Annotated in this window: 15 protein-coding genes and 1 pseudogene; 14 read left to right on the top strand and 2 right to left on the bottom strand. The window is 59.6% G+C overall.

The genetic code is table 11. The features are described 5' to 3' along the window. Positions 1–6: 6 nt before the first annotated feature. The 14 genes and pseudogenes from ACOYW2_RS11510 (at position 7) to ACOYW2_RS11445 (ending at position 15214) form a co-directional block, all read left to right on the top strand. Positions 7–690, top strand: a complete 684-nt coding sequence (locus tag ACOYW2_RS11510) for a SurA N-terminal domain-containing protein (RefSeq protein ID WP_482770483.1) — start codon at positions 7–9, stop codon at positions 688–690. Between the two features lie 35 nt (positions 691–725). Beyond that, positions 726–833: pseudogene (locus tag ACOYW2_RS11505) on the top strand (hypothetical protein); the annotation flags it as partial. A gap of 13 nt (positions 834–846) precedes the next feature. Then, the gene (locus ACOYW2_RS11500) at positions 847–1107 is read left to right on the top strand and encodes a hypothetical protein (protein ID WP_482771120.1); all 261 of its coding nucleotides are present in this window, start codon (positions 847–849) and stop codon (positions 1105–1107) included. 61 nt (positions 1108–1168) lie between these two features. Then, positions 1169–1435, top strand: coding sequence for a RodZ domain-containing protein (locus tag ACOYW2_RS11495; protein WP_180144811.1), 267 nt, complete (start codon positions 1169–1171; stop codon positions 1433–1435). Positions 1436–1704: 269 nt separating this feature from the next. Beyond that, entirely contained in the window at positions 1705–3069 is a 1365-nt protein-coding gene (gene mgtE, locus ACOYW2_RS11490) for a magnesium transporter (protein WP_482416218.1), read from the top strand. Between the two features lie 6 nt (positions 3070–3075). After that, positions 3076–3855 (top strand): DNA repair protein RecO, encoded by a 780-nt coding sequence (gene recO / locus ACOYW2_RS11485; protein ID WP_482770482.1) that lies wholly within the window; start codon positions 3076–3078, stop codon positions 3853–3855. A gap of 13 nt (positions 3856–3868) precedes the next feature. Beyond that, a complete protein-coding gene (locus tag ACOYW2_RS11480; protein WP_482770481.1) occupies positions 3869–4939 on the top strand; it encodes a GHMP family kinase ATP-binding protein in 1071 nt (356 codons plus the stop codon). A 419-nt stretch (positions 4940–5358) separates the two neighbouring features. Then, the gene (gene glyQ, locus ACOYW2_RS11475; RefSeq protein ID WP_482770480.1) at positions 5359–6237 is read left to right on the top strand and encodes a glycine--tRNA ligase subunit alpha; all 879 of its coding nucleotides are present in this window, start codon (positions 5359–5361) and stop codon (positions 6235–6237) included. A gap of 80 nt (positions 6238–6317) precedes the next feature. Then, positions 6318–8384, top strand: a complete 2067-nt coding sequence (gene glyS / locus ACOYW2_RS11470; protein ID WP_482770479.1) for a glycine--tRNA ligase subunit beta — start codon at positions 6318–6320, stop codon at positions 8382–8384. A 139-nt stretch (positions 8385–8523) separates the two neighbouring features. Then, positions 8524–8784: a hypothetical protein gene (locus ACOYW2_RS11465; protein ID WP_482416222.1), complete on the top strand. Its 261-nt coding sequence runs from the start codon at positions 8524–8526 to the stop codon at positions 8782–8784. 303 nt (positions 8785–9087) lie between these two features. Beyond that, a complete protein-coding gene (locus ACOYW2_RS11460) occupies positions 9088–9819 on the top strand; it encodes a nucleoside phosphorylase (protein WP_482416223.1) in 732 nt (243 codons plus the stop codon). A gap of 102 nt (positions 9820–9921) precedes the next feature. Further along, complete coding sequence (locus tag ACOYW2_RS11455; protein WP_482770478.1) at positions 9922–11760, top strand: BRCT domain-containing protein; 1839 nt, start codon at positions 9922–9924, stop codon at positions 11758–11760. Between the two features lie 224 nt (positions 11761–11984). Then, positions 11985–14219, top strand: coding sequence for a dynamin family protein (locus tag ACOYW2_RS11450; RefSeq protein ID WP_482770477.1), 2235 nt, complete (start codon positions 11985–11987; stop codon positions 14217–14219). A gap of 500 nt (positions 14220–14719) precedes the next feature. Then, complete coding sequence (locus ACOYW2_RS11445) at positions 14720–15214, top strand: GNAT family N-acetyltransferase (RefSeq protein WP_482423029.1); 495 nt, start codon at positions 14720–14722, stop codon at positions 15212–15214. A 77-nt stretch (positions 15215–15291) separates the two neighbouring features. On the opposite strand, the gene panF is transcribed toward ACOYW2_RS11445, so the two are convergent. Together panF and ACOYW2_RS11435 are read right to left on the bottom strand one after the other, a co-directional pair. Then, entirely contained in the window at positions 15292–16782 is a 1491-nt protein-coding gene (gene panF / locus ACOYW2_RS11440) for a sodium/pantothenate symporter (protein ID WP_482416227.1), read from the bottom strand. Beyond that, positions 16779–17066 (bottom strand): YhdT family protein, encoded by a 288-nt coding sequence (locus ACOYW2_RS11435; RefSeq protein WP_482416228.1) that lies wholly within the window; start codon positions 17064–17066, stop codon positions 16779–16781. The genes panF and ACOYW2_RS11435 overlap by 4 nt, the downstream gene beginning before the upstream one ends. Positions 17067–17617: the final 551 nt, after the last annotated feature.

The raw sequence follows: 17617 nt of genomic DNA, 5'->3' as shown, positions 1-17617 counted from the left end.
GAATTTATGATTAAGTCAACGACCGGACAATGTAAAAAATGGGTGTGGTGTGTGCTCGTGGCTGTTTCAGCCTGTCTTGTGGCAGGGACGGCGGCGGCGAAAAAAGCCGAGGTGATCGATCGCATCGTGGCCGTGGTCAACGATGATGTGGTGACCCTTACGGACCTGAACGAAGAGCTGGCCCCCTATGAAGCAAAGATCCGCCAGATGAATTACCCTCTTGAAAAAGAGATGCAGATGCGGTTCAAACTGCGTGAGGATCTGATCAATCAGCTTGTGGAGAAAAAACTCACCGATCAGCTTGTGGCGAAAAAAGATATCCATATCGGCGAAAAGGAAGTGGACCGGGCCATTGAACGGGTCAAGAGCCTCAACCAGTTCACCGATGAGGCGTTACGGGCCCAGCTCAAAGCCCAGGGCCTGGATTACGAGACCTACCGCAGCGAGATCAGGAATCAGCTGCTGAGGAACCGTCTGGTGAGCTACGAGGTGAAATCAAAAATTGTCATCACCGACGAGGATGTCCAGGAATACTACGAGGCCAATAAAAAGGAGCTTGGGAACAAGCCCCTGGAAGAGGCGCTTCACGCATCCATTACCGATCAGTTGTATCAGGACGCCGTGGGCAAGAAATTCGCCCAGTGGCTCAGTGATTTGAAAAAAGAAGCACATATCAAGGTGATTCAGTAATACCGCAGGCCGGCGGCAGTGAAGGAAGGGGGCGCATGGCTGAAAACAAAGATGAGGTTCGGGAACGGCCCCAATTTAACGAATACCTTCGGGATACCCGGTTGCAAAACGGCATCACCATTGAAACGGTGTGCCGCGAAACCAAGCTCTCCCGTCATGTGGTGGAGAGCATTGAGGCGGGAGACCGCAGCACCCTCCGAGATGCTCAAGAGCTTCCTGCGTTCCATGGCAGAGGCGTGCGGCGCCGACGGGGAAACAGCGGTTTCTCTCTACTTGGAAGCGTACCCTCCGGCTCCGGAGGGTGTCCGCTTCTGCAGCTCCGGGGACCGGAAACGGAACCTGGGGATTCTTTTTGCCCTGCTTTGTCTGGTGACCTTTGTGGTCCTGGGGGTCTCTTTTTTTTTTGACGCCCCCTGACACCGGCGTATCAGAGCAGGCGGAGCCTCCCTCAGAGGCTCGCACCATACCCGAGAAAAAAGTGAAAGAGAAAAGGCGCTCCGAAAAGACCCGTGAGGGGCTCCTTCTGGAGATCCTGTCGGCCGGAAAGGCCCATGTCAAGGTGAGTGCCGACGGCAGTCAGCCCAAGCCCTATGCCATGAGACAGGGGGAGCGCATCTCCATCCGTGCGGTGGAGAGTTTCAATATTCTTCTGGAAGACAAGTGCGCCGTCGCCTTGTTTTACAACGGGCGGCCCGTGGAGATTCCCGGGCCCTGCGGGCGGCCGGTGAACCTCTGGATTCCGTAACAGATCCTTGGAAGGGCCGGGCCACCGCCGCAAAAGCCGGCAGGCACAGGCCGGCTTTTTTGTTTTTACTCCGCCACCTTGAGGTGGCGGGAAACCTTTTGACCCCGACACGATCAGGACAACAGCGCCTCTGATCTTGTCGGGCCTTGGAAGCAGGACACGGCAGCCCCGAAGGGCGTTCCCCGATTTGTTTCGTGGGGCCCTTGGGGAGTACCGTGCCCTGTCTGCCGTCAGGGCCGTTGGGGCCCTGTCATGCGGGGAGGATTATCATGAGCGAAGACAGGAACAAAATTCTTGAAGAGACCATCAAGCGGCTTTTGAGGCGCGGGGCCCTCACCAACCTTCAAAAGATCGTCAACAAGACACACGCGGCGGACCTCTCCGTTGTCTTCAGGAACCTTTCGGTCAACAGTCAGCGCAAGCTCTTCGACATGATAGAGGACTACGAGCAGAGGGCGGTGCTCCTGAGTGAACTCAGCGAGTACACCTTCACGGACTTTATCGAGACCATCGAGGTGGAAGAGCTTCTGGACGTCTTCGACCACATGCCCGCCGACGACGTGGCCGACCTCATCGCAGACCTGCCCAAAGAGAAGGCCGACGCCGTTCTCGAAAAGATGAAGACCGAGGAGTCCGAAGAGGTGGAGGACCTCCTCAGCTATGACGACGACACCGCGGGCGGGATCATGGTCCCGGACTTTGTGGCCCTTGCCGAAGAGATCACCGCGCGGGAGGCCATCGAGTCCCTTCAGAAGGACTTCCCCGATGTGGAGATGCCCTTTTACCTTTACGTCGTGGACGACCATGAACGGCTTGTGGGGGTGGTCTCCCTGCGTCAGCTCGTGGTGGTCAAGCCCGGTACGCCCCTGAAGGACTTCATGACCACGGACATCTTCTCCGTGACCACCGACATGGACCAGGAAGAGGTGGCCAAGATCGTTGCGCGCTACGATATCCTGGCGGTGCCTGTTGTGGACGACAACAATCGCCTCATGGGGATCGTCACCGTGGACGACGTCATCGACATTTTCCGCCAGGAGGCCACCGAGGACATGCTGAAGATGGCCGGTGTGGGCGAGGAGTTCGTGGAGACCCAGTCCATTGTGAGCAGTACCCGCATCCGCCTGCCCTGGCTTTTTGCCAGCTGCATCGGGGGAATTCTTGCTTTTTTCATCATCGGGCACTTTGAAGACACCCTGAAGCAGGTGACCTACCTGGCCGCCTTTCTCCCGGTGATCATGGGGATGGGCGGGAACATCGGCACCCAGTCCTCCACCATTGTGGTGCGGGGCCTTGCCACGGGGCGTCTCGTGGCCGACGACCTGAGGAACGTGGTGTGCAAGGAACTCAGCATCGGCATGATCCTGGGCATCATCTACGGGGGGCTCATCGCCCTTGCCGCCCAGGTGCGGTTCGGCTCGGAGATCAACACCATGATGCTCGCCGTTTCCGTGGGGCTGGCCGTTCTTTCGTCCATGTCCATCGCCGCCCTGGTGGGCTCCCTGGTTCCCATGGTGTTCGGGCGCATCAACATCGACCCGGCCGTTGCCACGGGCCCCTTTGTCACCACCAGCATCGACATTATCAGTGTCTATTGCTATTTTAAGATTGCCACCCAGCTCCTGGGGCTATAGGCCGGTATGGCTCTCGTCCCCCAGGTGATCATCCGGAAGGCCCGGGCTATTTTGCTGCGCAAGGTGGAGTACGGGGACCATGATGTGGTCCTCACCTTCCTCACCCCGGACAAGGGCAAGGTGAGTGCCTTTGCCAAGAACGCCAAGAAGAGCGTGAAGCGGTTTTCCGGTGTTCTGGAGCTTGCCACCCTCCTGGAGATCGTGGTGCGCCAGGGAAAGGGCCTTCCCTACCTGGAAGAGGCCTCCATTCTGGATCCTTACGAATCCATCCGTACCGACTATCTGCGCTCCGCCTATGCCGGTTACTGGTCCGAGGTGACCATTCAGTGGCTGGAAGAGGATGTTCCTCAGAAGCGCCTCTTTACCCTTTTCGAGTCCGCCCTGGGCGCCCTCAACGACTCCCGGAGATCTCCGGGGAGTGTCAGTATCCTATTTCAGATGCTTTTCCTTGATATCGCCGGCTTTGCGCCGTCCCTGGCCCAGTGCGCCGGGTGCGGCGCCTCCATGGAGACCCCGTCCGGAGACCGGGTGCTCTTCGACCTGGACCGCGGGGGCCTGGTCTGCCCGCAGTGCCGTGGGGAGGCCCGCCATCGCATGGCCATCTCCGTGGGGACCCTGAAGCAGCTTCGCTGGGTGCTGGATGAAGGGCTGGAGGGTGCCTTTCGCGTGCGATTCAGTCCCAACACAGAGCGAGAGGCCCTGGCCCTCATGGAACGTTTTCTGCCACGGCACCTGGGACGAGAGCCCAAGAGCCTCTCTTATCTATCCAAAATCCGATCCATGTAAAGGATATCCCGCCATGCCCCATGACACAGGCCGTCCCATCTCTTCAACCGTCGTGACCTCCGCACCCTGCCGGGTGGATATGGGGGGGACCCTTGACCTGGCCACCTTTCATCTCCCGTTGCGGCATCTGGATCCCGTCACCTTCAACCTGGCCCTGGACCTGCGGACGCGGGTTCGCATCGCGCCGTACACCCCCGGGCGGGTGCGCGTCTCCTCCCGGGGCTTTGAACCCGCCGAATTTCCTGCCAGGGAGCTTCCCTTTGATCACCCCATGGGCCTGATGTTCGGCATCGCCGCCTATTTTGATGCTTCAGGGGTGGCCATTGACATCGATTCAGCCTCGCCGCCCCGCAGCGCCCTGGGGGGCTCTTCTGTTGCAGCGGTGGCCCTGTGCGCTGCCTTTCTCATCGCCCTTGAGGGCATGGAGGACGGCCATGCCCTGAAAGAGCGCGCCGCCCGTATTGCGCAATCTGTGGAAAGCGCCGTGGCAGGCGTTGTCTGCGGTATCCAGGACCAGATGGCCGCCGCCTTCGGCGGGGTTTCCCTCTGGCACTGGGACGGGGAGGGGCGGTACCGGCGGACGCAGCTGTGCGACGCCGGGGGCGCGGACCCGGCGGCTCACATGGCGGTGGCCTATTGCGGCATTCCCCATGATTCCCTGGACGTCAACGGGCGATGGGTCAAAGGGTTTCTGGCCGGTCGTCACAGGGCGGAGTGGGTTCGCATCATCGAGCTGACCCACGCCTTTGCCGAGGCCATGGCCGCGGGCCAGTGGCGACGGGCCGGAGAGCTCATGAACCGCGAGACACGCATCCGTCTGTCCATGACACCGGATGTGCTGGACGAAACGGGAACGCGCCTGGTGGAAAGCGCTGTGGCCCTGGGTTGCGGCGCCCGCTTCACCGGTGCCGGTGGCGGCGGGTGCCTCTGGGCCGTGGGGGAGGCCGGGGACATGGCAGCCGTGAGGGATGCCTGGGCGTACATCTGCGCGGAGATTCCCGGGGCAAAGCTCCTGCCGCCTGCCGTGGCATGGCGCGGGGTGACCACCGAGGGAGACGAGGCCTGGGAGGCGCCTGTTTCCTGACAATCCGGGCCGCAGAGGACAGGGGTGTCCGTCTCCTTTGTCAAGCTTTTCAAACCCTTGGCCCCTGTCCGGGTGCAATGAGTTATTTTTTCGTGTTTCCGGGCCCTTGCGAAGGCCCCGGCACGGGGCGGATGCCCTGCGCCTTTTGATTGACTATCGCTATCTTATCATGTAGTTTTCTTTGGTTAAAATAAGATGACCGTGCAGCAAAGGGATGTAATCTGGACGTTTTCCACGCATGTTGTGTTGCGGTGGCGAGGTACCCCATTATATAGCGTGTCGCATCGCGATACCCTGCGCCCTTGCAGGCCATCACAGGATATAAACCTTTACGACCGTGAAAGGGGCGGGGTGTGGGTCCACACCCGTTTTTTAAGGAAGCGTCTTTCCAGGCACCGAGTTATTTGAGGAATCAAAAGATGAATTTTCAGGATGTGATTTTAGAGTTGCAGAAATACTGGGCGGGCACCGGCTGTGTGCTGAGCCAGCCCTTAGACCTTGAAGTGGGGGCCGGGACCTTTCATCCTGCGACCCTTTTGAGGTGCCTCGGGCCCGAGCCCTGGAAGGTTGCCTACGCCCAGGCTTCCCGTCGTCCCACGGATGGTCGCTACGGCGACAACCCCATGCGCCTGCAGCACTACTACCAGTTCCAGGTGCTGATGAAGCCCTCACCCGACAACGTCCAGGAACTTTACCTGAACAGCCTCAAGGTGCTGGGGATCGACCCCATGGACCACGATATCCGTTTTGTGGAGGATGACTGGGAGTCGCCCACCCTGGGGGCGTCCGGCCTTGGCTGGGAGGTGTGGCTCGACGGCATGGAGGTGACCCAGTTCACCTATTTCCAGATGGCGGGCAGCATTGAGGTCAAGCCCGTGTCCGTGGAACTCACCTACGGCCTGGAGCGCATCTGCATGTACCTGCAGGGCGTGGACAGCGTCTACGACCTTAAGTGGAACGACACCCTCACCTACGGGGATATCTTCCACCAGCAGGAGGTGGAGCAGTCCACCTACAACTTTGAGGTGGCCGACGTGGACATGCTTCTCGACCTCTTCAAGAAGTATGAAAAAGAAGCCGAACGCATCATCGAGCAGGGCATCGTCCTGCCCGCCTACGAGTGCTGCATCAAGTGTTCGCACCTTTTCAACCTCCTCGACGCCCGCGGGGCCATCAGCGTCACAGAGCGAACCGGTTACATCGGCAGGATCCGAAACCTGGCTCGTATCTGCGCCCACGGGTACATCGAGCAGCGGGAGCGTCTCGGTTTCCCCATGCTGAAGAAACAGCAGGGCTGATGAGTTCCCCGTGCGGGCTTCGGCCCGTCCTTACGACAGATTTTGCTGCACCATCATCGCAGCCGACATACAGGTGAGATATGAAGACCTTACTTTTTGAAATTGGAACGGAAGAGATTCCTGCCGGGTATATTCGGCCCGCCCTTGACTTTTTAGCCGCGGCCGTGGCCGACAGGCTGAAAGAGAACCGCATCGACGCCGGGGAGGTGACCACCTACGGCACCCCCCGTCGCCTCACCGTCATGGTTAAAGGCGTGGCCGAGGGCCAGAAAGCCGAGACCACCGAAGTGACCGGGCCCCCTGAGTCCGTGGGCTATGACGCCGACGGCACCCCCAAGATGCCCGCCGTGAAGTTTGCGGAGAAGGTGGGCATCGACGTGTCCGAGATCCAGATCAAGGAGACCAAAAAAGGGCGGTACCTTTGTGCCAGCGTGGCCGAAGAGGTCAAGCCTTCGGTGGAGGTCCTCTCGGAGATCCTTCCCGAGCTGATCCACAAGGTGCCCTTTCCCAAGACCATGCGCTGGGCCGACCTCTCCGTCACCTTTGCGCGCCCCGTCCAGAATATCGTAGCGCTCCTGGGTGAGACGGTGATTCCCTTCTCCTTCGGCAACGTTACCAGCGGAAACGCCTCCTTTGGTCACCGCTTCATGAACCCCGGGCCCGTGGCCATCGACAACCCCGATGCCTACCTGGAGATCCTGGAGAAGGTCAACGTCATCGCAGATTTCGACGCCCGTCGCGTCATGGTGAAGGAGCGGGTAACCGAAGCCGCCAAAGAGGCGGGTGGTGTGCTGCTCCCCGATGAGGAGCTCTTCGACACCGTCACCAACCTCATCGAGTATCCGGTGGTGGTCGTCGGGACCTTTGACGAGGATTTCCTTGCCGTGCCCGACGAGGTGCTCATCACCTCCATGCGCGAGCACCAGAAGTATTTTGCCGTGGTGGATGAGGCGGGCAAGCTCAAGAACGCCTTCCTTGTGGTGAACAACACCCGCGTCAAGGATCTCTCCCTGGTGCGCCGCGGCCACGAAAAGGTTCTGCGCGCCCGTCTTGCCGATGCGAAATTCTTCTTTGACCAGGACCTCAAAGAGACCCCCGATGCCTGGGTGGAGCGCCTCAAGGGCGTGCTGTTCCAGGCCAAGCTCGGCACCGTTCACGAGAAGGTGGGACGCATCCGGCACCTGGCCGGCGTCCTGGCCCGGGTTGCCGAAGCCTCTGCCGATACCGCGACCCACACCACCCGTGCGGCTGAGCTTTGCAAGGCCGACCTCGTCAGCCACATGGTTGTGGAGTTCACCAAGCTCCAGGGTGTCATGGGTCGTGTCTACGCCGAGAGGGCAGGGGAGGACGCGGCCGTGGCCGCCGCCATCCAGGAGCACTACAAGCCCCTCTACTCCGGCGGTGAGCTTCCCCAGACCGAAGAAGGGGCTCTGCTGGCCCTGGCCGACAAGCTCGACACCCTCTGCGGCTGCTTTGCAGCGGGCCTCATCCCCACCGGGGGCGCCGACCCCTATGCCCTGCGCCGTCAGGCCATCGGCATTGCCCAGATCATGGTGAAGATGGGGTACGCCTTTCCCCTGCGCCCCGTGCTGGAAGAGGGCGTTGCCGCCTATGCCGATCGTATTGAGGTCAACACGGACGAGACCGTTGCTGCCATCATCGATTTTTTCCGCGGACGCATCGATCACCTTCTCTTTGAAGAGGGGTACGCCAAAGACGTTGTGGCGTCTGTCACCTCCGTGGGCATCAACGTGGTACCGGACATCTGGATGCGTGTGAAGGCCCTCTCCGAGCTTAAGGAGAAGGCAGACTTCGAAGCTGTGGCCGCAGCCTTCAAGCGTGTGGTCAACATCATCAAAAAGGCGGACCTTCCCGCGAGACCCCCGCTTTTTGAACACGAGAGCGAAAAAGAGCTCGTCAACGCCTTTGCCGCCACCCGCACCGAGGTGGAAGACGCCCTCAAGGTCGGTGGCTACGACAAGGCCCTCACCGCCGTGGCCGGGCTTCGACCTTCAGTAGACCGGTTCTTTGAAGACGTCATGGTCATGGCCGAAGACCCCGGTGTCCGGGCCAACCGCCTGGCCATCCTGGCCGGTATTGCAGGGCTCTTCGGGGATATTGCTGATTTTTCCAAACTCTCTGCTTGATCTCAACAGGCCCCGCGGTACCTTTTTGAAAGGGGCGGACGTACGCCCGTATCGGCCACGGGGCCTTTATCTAAACCACCACCCATCCGGTTTTTGTGCTTAGGCAAAAAGCGGTATACAGAAAAAAATGGAGGAGTCCATGGCTGGATTTGATCCGGAAAAGGATAAGAAACTCAAAGAGTGGCGATGCGAGGACACCGGTCTTCTTGTCTCCATCAACCAGTACGACAAAGGCGAGCCCAAGGTGCAGATCGGCCCCCGAATCCTCAAGAAAAAGGACGGTACCGATCGAGCCCCTGCCAAGGCGGGTCGCCTCTCCATCAGCGACATCAGCTTTCTGTACGATATCATTGATGATATCAAAGACGAGCTGGAAAACAACCTTGACCCCATGGGGTAACGGGTTGTAGGCCTGCCGGTTTGTCGGCGGGCCATTGACTGATTCAGGCGCCCCGTGCCGGGGCGCCGACAAATGGGTCCCATGACCTATTGCCGCCCTTTTTGCGTTGCCTCCCCCCAATTCGCGCTTCCTGCCGTCGTTTTCCATGGGGCGGGGCACGTGCCGCTGGTTTCCTGCAATATTGCGAATCCGTTAAATAATCTAAGGTGCCGTTCAGCGATCTATTATATAGTGAGACTGAGGCACGTGTCGGATGGACGCCACGTGTGACGGCGTGATCGGAAAATTAAGGAGGATGCAACCATGACAACAGGCATTGTGACCCCCCCGGAAGGGCCGGAGATTCCCGAAAAGGTGGTCCTTGTGGCCACTCAGCCCGATTTTTCCGAATTGATCAGGACCCTGGACGCCAAGGAAGTCAAAGGCGTTCCCATGCCCATGCGGTTGTTTCGCACCGGCAATGTCGCCGTGGCAGGGCCCTTTATGGGGGCACCCCAGGGCGTGATGCTCCTGGAGAACCTCGTGGCCTGGGGCGGTAAGTATTTTCTGTTTACCGGATGGTGCGGGTCCCTGACAGGCAAGCCCGGCATCGGGGAGACACTGCTCCTCACCGGGGCCTTTGTGGATGAGGGGACGTCGCTTCATTACGGGGTGGAGGCTGTGGGGCACTGCGTGGCCCCTTCCGCTTCCCAGACCGCCTTTGTCCGGGAGACCCTGGAGAGGGCCGGCACTTCCGTGTCCGAGGGCAAGGCCTGGACCACCGACGCCATGTACCGCGAGACCCCGGAGCGGATCAACCGGTTCAAGGACCTGGGAGCCATCGCCGTGGAGATGGAGGCCTCGGCCTTTTTCACCGCGGCCCGGTACCGCAAGGCCAAGATGTCCGCGCTGATGACGGTCTCGGATGATGTCTCCGGGTTGAGCTGGAACAAGGGCTTCGGGACACCGGCCTTTAAGGAGGGGCGCAAACGGACCCTTGAGGCCGTGAGCCTTATGGCCGGGCAATCAAGCTGGGGGCAACCCCAGGACGGCTGATAAAACGTTCCGTACGCACGGCCTCGTCTCCTTGGAGGCGGGGCCAAAACGACATGATAAAAAATGACTGGCTGACCTGGCCTGCACGATAGAACGGACTCTATGAATGACATTGAACGGCTCGTTGAAGAGCTGAAGCGGTTGAATGCGGCGTATCGAAACGGAGAGCCCCTGGTTTCCGATGCGGAATACGACGAGAAGGTGGAAGCCCTTCGAGCCATGAATCCGGCCCACCCATACCTCGGGGCCGTGGAACCGGAGACCTTTAACGGCAAGGGAAAGGTGCGACATCCCGTTCCCATGCTCTCCACGGAAAAAGCGTATAAAATCGAAGATCTCGAGCGCTTTGTTAATCGAGTGGATAAAGCGGCCCTGGAGATCGGGCTCTCCTCCGTGAGCTATCAGGTCATGGCCAAACTCGACGGCCTGGCCGGCAGGGACGACGGCACGGAGTTTGCCACCCGCGGCAACGGTTTTGAAGGCTATGAGATCAGCAGCGCCCTGGCCAAGGGGGTGATTCCCGTGGGCGGGCGCGGCAAGGGGCTCGGCGAGATCGTCATGAGCCTCTCTTATTTTGAAGAGAACCTCAAAGACCACTTCGAACATCCCCGCAACATGGTCGTGGGGATCATCACCTCAGATGTCCTCAATGAACACGCCCAGAAAGCCCTGGAAGACAAGGCGGTGCGCTTTGTCCCTTATTCGGAGCTGAATAAATGGACGGGCAGCGGCCCGGAGATGATCGAGTCCATGGATTCCATCCGCGAGGAGGTCCTTGGCGGGATCGATTACCCGGTGGACGGCCTGGTGGCCGAGGTCACGGACGAGGCCCTGCGTACCCACATGGGCGCCACCAGCCACCACCACCGCTGGCAGATCGCCATCAAGACCCGTGGAGAGAGCGCCGTCACCACCGTGGAGAGCGTTACCTGGCAGGTGGGCCGCACCGGCAAGGTCACCCCGGTGATGGAGGTGAGCCCGGTGAAGGTCTCCGGGGCCACCATCCGCCGCGTCACGGCCCACAACCTGGAGCGCCTCCGCTCCGAGAGCGTAGGTCCCGGTGCCGAGATCGAGATCATTCGAAGCGGGGAGGTGATCCCCAAGCTTGAAAAGGTCCTCACCCCGTCCGAGGAGGTTTCCATCCCCGAGACCTGTCCTGTCTGCGACGCTCCCCTTGAAGAAGACGACAAGTTCTTGCTCTGCGTCAATCCCATGTGCAGCGCCAAGGCCGAGCAGCGCATTGTCCACTGGTTCAAGACCCTGGGCAGCGCGGACTGGTTCGGTAAAAAGACGGTGCAGAAGCTGGTGGAGAAGGGGTACGACACCCTGGAGAAGATCTACAAGCTGAAGGCTATGGAGTTCCAGGCCCTGGGCTTTGGCCCGGTGCAGTCGGAAAACCTCTACAACGCCCTGGGCATCAGTCGCACCGAGCCCGTGGAGGACTGGCGGTTCCTGGCGGCCTTCGGGGTACGCAGCCTGGGCAAGAGCGAAGCCCGGAACCTTCTTTCGGTCTTTCCCCTCACCGAACTTATCGAGAAAACGGGGGATGAGATCCTTGCCGCCGATATCAGGGGGTTTAAAGGGGCCAAGTGCGAAAACATCGGCACGGGCCTTGGCGTCGTCCGTGAGACCATCCGTCACATGTTGGATCTCGGGTTTCAGCTGGAATTCACCCCCCTGGCCTCCGAGGTGGCCGAGTCTGCTTCGGATTCGCCCCTTTCCGGCAAAGGGGTGGTCTTCACCGGAAAGATGGTGCGGGGAAGCCGGGAGGAGATGCAGGAGATGGCCCGAAAGCTCGGGGCCGTGGTGCAGTCCTCGGTTTCGGGCAAGACCGATTTTCTGGTGTGCGGCGCCAATGTGGGCGCTAAGAAGGTGGAAAAAGCCCGGGAAAAAGGGGTGGAGGTTATCGACGAGGACCGGTTCTATGAGCTGGTGTCCTAAAAGTACGGCATCTCATTGTGGCCTCACCCTTGGGCCCCAGATTGCCAAAGCCCTCTCCCTTCGTTCCTTAAGGGGAGGGCTTGCGTGACGGGTCCCATGCAACCAAACAAAATCGGTCCAGGGGTCCAGGGGATAAGGGTGTTCGGGGTCTTTAAGCATAGAAGACCGTTTTGACCATAGCTGGTGGGCAGTAACAATTATCAATCATGCGGGTTAAGGTGTTTATGAAGCGATACAAGGAGCTGAAAGAGGAGATTCTTAAAGCGGGCCGTGACTTCAGGGCCCTTTTTTCAAAAGCGGCCGGGGCCATGCCCGTGGCTGACGGGACCTTTGATCGGTGGGAGAGGACCCTGGACGGCATCGACCGCCAGATCGGGGACGAGAGTTTCCGCGTGGCCGTGGTGGGGCCCATCAAGTCCGGCAAGAGCACCTTTGTGAACTCGTTGTTCAAGGGGGATTACCTCAAGCGGGGGGCCGGGGTGGTAACCTCCATCGTTACCCGCATCCATTGCGGGGAGACCCTGGCCTCGGAGCTTACCTTCAAAAGCTGGGACGAGATCAACCGGGAGATTGCCCATGCCGCCGAACTCCTGCCGGGCATGGACCTCGCCGTGGAGGAGACGCCCTTTGACCTGCGTAAGGAGGGGCACCGGGCGGCCCTGGCCGAAGGACTCGAAGGGCTTTCCCGGGACATGCTTATCACCGAAGACGCCCGCAACGTCCACACGGTGCTTCTCTCCTCCTACCTTAAAGGGTATGAGCGCATGGAGGGGATGATCCGCCCCGACGCGGTGACCCGCCGCTTTGAAGGGGATGATTTTGCCTCCCACCGGGACTACTCCGGGGATGAGGTGCTGGCCGTCTACTTAAAGGATGTCTGCCTCACCATCGACACTGTCTCCTGGGACCCCTCGGTGGAGATCGCCGATTGCCAGGGGAGCGATTCCCCCAACCCCCTCCACCTTTCCATGATCCAGGATTACCTGGTTTATGCCGACCTGCTGGTGTACGTCATCAGCTCCCGCACCGGCCTTCGCCGGGCCGATATCCGCTTCCTGACCATGATCCGTGAGATGGGCATCGCCGAGAACACCACCTTTGTGGTGAATTGCGATTTTTCCGAGCACGACTCCGTGGAGAACATGGAGGCCATCGTGGCCAAGATCACCGAAGAACTCTCCCTGCTGATCCCGGAGCCCGAGGTTCACACGGTATCGGCCCTGTACCAGCTCCTGACCTCCCTGGAAGAGACCCTCTCCCAGCGGGACCGCATGCGGTTGGAGCAGTGGCGCCTGGACGAGGCCTTCAGCAGCGCGTCTGTATCCGGCATGGAGGGGTTCATCAAGGCCCTGGAGGAGAAGCTCACCCTGCAGAAATACTTCATTGCCCTGAACAACCATGCCGAGCGCCAGATGGTCATTGCAAGCGGGGTGCAGCAGTGGATCCGCCTCAACCGGGAGATGCTCACCCGGGACCGGGACAGCGCCTCCCGTCTTGTGTCGGGCCTGACCCATCAGCAGGAGAAGATGACCCATGTCAGGACCATGATCCGAAGCACCTTGGACGGGGCCCTGAAAAAAGTGAAGGGCGACCTCTCCGGCCGGGTGGATCGGTTTTTCGATGCCTCCCGGGGGCAGGTGGTGACCGATGTCATGACCCACATCCGGCAGTATGCGCCGGACTACGGGACCTATGCCACACAGGACGAAGACGAGGACGCCTTTATCCGCGCCATGGGGGCTGTGCATCGCGATTTTCGACAGGACATGGACCGGTTCCTGACCGAAGAGATCTCTCCCAAGATCATCGGCCTTGCCAGGGAGCTGGAAGAGTCCCTCATGGCCGATCTCGACAAGATCACCGCGCCGTACGGGCTGATGATTAACGACACCCTGGGGGACTACCGCCAGGCCGTGGAAGAGCTGGGCCTCACCCTGGGGGAGACCGCCCCCTGCAGCCTTCCTTCCATGGACATGGAGACGGCAAGGAAGGTGTCGGGTATCCGTTTTCCTTCGGTGTCGGCTGTTCTGGACTACTCCCTGCGTGTGCGTGCCGAGGCCATGGTGCGGTTCGGGGCCTACACGGTGATTAACTTTGTGAGGAACCTTCTCAACAAAGCGCCCCAGGATCGCGCGGCCATCTGTGAAAAAGCCCTTGCCGACGGCATGAACCGCACGAGAAAAGAGGCACTGGAGTCCATGGGCCAGCACCTCCGGGATTACAAGGAAGCCCTCAAGGAGGGGTACCTCTACAAACTGGCCGACGCCCTGGCCGATCAGCTTTTTGAACGGCACGCCGAAGGGTTCCATGTTTATATCGGACGCCTCGACGAGCTGACCCGCCGCATCGAAGAGACGGGCAAAGACAAGGAGACGGTTCTGGACGCCATGGACGCCATGGAAAAGGACGCGATCCGTCTCTTCAGGCAAGTGGATCAAGTGAAAATGATGGTGGCATAAGAGCTAAAAGCTGGCCTCCGGCTGCCAGGGGATAAATCCCCTGGACCCTAGGTTTGGGAATGCTCTTTCGCCTTCGTTCCTCAGGCTCATCACATTCCCTGACGGGCTTCGCCCGTGCTGAATATGGAAAGGAGCAATTTTCTGCATCAGGGTCTCTTTCGTTCCCAGGCTCTGCCTGGGAATGCGACACGGAGGCTCTGCCTCCAGAATTGAGATCGCCTCATCCTGTAAGCTCCAGTGTCAAGGTGGGGGAAACTTGTAAACTCATTTGTAACTATTCAGCTTATGCCTCTGGCGGTCTTTCCGGGGCCTAAGATTATAAAAAAAAACTTAACAAAAAGGTTTGAAAAATTCCTTTTAAATGAATTTTGCGTTTAAAGGCGGATGTGATTTGACCCGAGGAACGAGGGGCAAAACGCATCCGCAACCTGCTTTCAAGGTGGTACACCTTGCCGCCGGAGGCATGTGTTTAAATCTTATTTTAAGGAGTATGGATCGACGTGTCCTTGGTTTTTCGAAATGCGCAGTTGAGTGATGTGGATGTGTGTCATCGTATTGAGTCTTCGCGGTACCCGGAAGATGAAGCGGCAAGCAGGGAGAACATCGAAAAGCGGATTGCAGCTTTTGCCGAGGGGTTCCTTGTGGCTGAGCGGCAGGGGGAGGTTATCGGCTTTGTGAACGGCGGGGCCACCTCCAAGGTGGATCTGGCCGATGAGGAGATCAAGGCGATGATCGGCCATGACCCCAAGGGGGAGAACCTGGTGATCATGTCGGTTGTGGTGGATGAGTCCGTGGCCGGAACCGGCGTTGCCGGGCAGCTCATGAGGGCCTATGTGGCCGGGGCCTGGGAACAGGGACGCAAAAGCATTTTTCTTCTCTGCAAGACCCACCTCATCTCTTTTTACGAAAAATTCGGATTCCGGTGGATCTGCAAGTCAAACTCCACCCACGGTGGTGCCGAGTGGCACGAGATGGCCGCTGAGGTTCCCGCTTAACGAGTACCGATCATTTCGACTGAAAAAAAACACCCCGCAAGAGCGCTCTTGCGGGGTGTTTTTGTTTAGTGAGCGTGTCAGTCACCGGTTCCCCAGAAGAGATCCAGGGTGGCTTTGCCCGGTTTGGGGTTGAGGAGGCTCACAAGGACAAAGACGCCCAGGGTGATGGCCAGGACAGGGACAATGACGTGCATGCCGGCCACCCGTTTTATGTAGACGGCAAAGATGAAGTAGGAGGCCACGCCCACGACCATGGAAGCCAAAGCGCCTTCGGCATTGGCCCGCTTCCAGTAGAGGCCGAGGACCAGGGGCCAGAGAAAAGCGGCCTGGAGCCCTCCGAAGGCAAAGAGGTTGAGCCAGACGATGAGGTCCGGCGGGTTGAAGGATGCGCCGAAGACAATGAGTCCCAGGATTGCCGTGGTGTAGACGCTGAGGCGTTTCACCATGGGGCGTCCGGACTCGTCTGCGTCGTCTGTTCCCGGGACCTCTTTTTTAACGTAGGTGATGTAGAGGTCCTTGACGATGGTGGCCGAGGCGAGGATGAGCTGGGAGTCGATGGTGCTCATGATGGCTGCCAGGGGGCCTGCCAGAAAGATACCTGCAAACACCGGGGGCAGAACCTTGAGGGTGAGGGCAGGCATGATCTTGTCCCCTGCGGTGAGGCCGGGGACAATTACCCTGCCGAAGGCCCCGCACAGGTGCATGCCGAGCATGAGAAAGCCCAGGACAAAGGTGCCAACGATGATGGCACGGTGCATGGCGCGGCTGTCTTTGTAGCCGAAACAGCGAACGGCCGTGTGGGGGATGCCGATGACCCCGAAGCAGACCAGCACCCAGAAGGAGAGGATAAAGGGTTTGCTTAAGAACCCGTTTGGGCCTGCCGGGGTGATAAGGGCCGGGTCCACGGCCTGGAGAGAGGCCACCAGGTTGGGGATCCCGCCCCCTGCCTTGATGACCCCGGCGAGCAGGGCTGTGGTGCCCACGAGCATCACCACGCCCTGTACGGCGTCGGTGAGGGCCACGGCCCGGAATCCGCCGATGGTGGTGTAGAGAACCACGGTGGATGCGAAGATGACAAGGCCGGTGTTGTAGGAGAGGCCGGTCATGCCCTCAAAGAGGCGGGCACCGCCCACGAACTGGGCCACCATGGCTGCGATGAAGAAGATCACCAGGGCCAGGGATCCGAAGATTACCACCCACTGGTTGTCGTAGCGGGCGCGCAGGATGTCGTTGATGGTGACCGCGTTGATGCGCCGGGCGATGATGGCGTATTTTTTTCCCAGCACCGACAGGGAAAGCCAGGCCGCAGGCAGCTGGATCATGGCCAGGAGTACCCATCCCAGGCCCATTTTATAGGCGACGCCGGGGCCTCCCACAAAGCTGCTGGCACTGGTGTAGGTGGCCACCAGGGTCATGGCCAGGACAAATCCGCCCATCTGGCGACTGCCGATAAAGTACTCCTCCAGGAAGTTCCCGCTCTTGGAGAGAATCCGGTTGGCGTAGGCTGCCAGGAGATAGACCAGGATCAGATAGACCGCAAGGGGGACGATGAGGGCGGGTTGCATCATGCCTCACCTCCTTTGGGCGTGTCGGTTTTTTCCAGGGAAACCTCCCGAAACAGGAAACGCACCATCAAGGCGGCCAGCAAGGCAAACATGAGAAAACCCGCCACGCAGCTGTAGAAAAACCAGGCCGGGAGCCCCAGGACATAGGTATACTCGGAGACGGGCTTGTCCCCGAATCCGTAAGCGGTGGCATACCACCAGATAAAATAGGCCAGGCTCAAGGCAACGGCAATGGCCGCCTCTTTGTTGGCCTGGATAAAGCGTTTGTCTGTTTGGCGTTTCTTCAAAACCCTTCCCCCTTGAAAAATCAGCAGAATAGCTCTCTGTCCGCGTGGCAGATCAACGTCCGGTAAGTCGTCCATTGATCATCCAGCGCGCCCTGCACCATAGGTTGCGGCACTATACCATGGAGGGTCGAGGTATGACCACTGGATTTCAAAAATAGAACATCCATTCCTTTTGCCTGTCCGGGGGAGGGGAACATTCGGGAATATGAGGTAGGGTGCCCTTGCGCACCGCCGAAGCGCCGCACCGCTCACCAAAGCCGATGAGGTTGGTGGGTTTTTGCATCGTATAAGCTAAGGAGAAGGGTGTAGATTCCCCGGGACCATGGTGCGCAAGCACACCCTACGGTGTGACGCGTGAATATCGGTGTCGGGGATATGAGGCAGGGTGCCCTTGCGCACCGCCCATCAAATCCGATGCGGTTGGTTGTTTGTTGTACAGGGCTTTCCCTTCGCCAGCCATCATACCAAAAAAGGCCGGGAGATCCCGGGGAGGGATATCCCGGCCCCATTCCACTGGTCAAGGCCGGATTGGGTAGCCGAGGAGGCGGCCT

The organism is Desulfoluna sp. CLI2B, from assembly GCF_056847375.1.
This window is presented reverse-complemented; position numbering and strand designations above follow the sequence as displayed.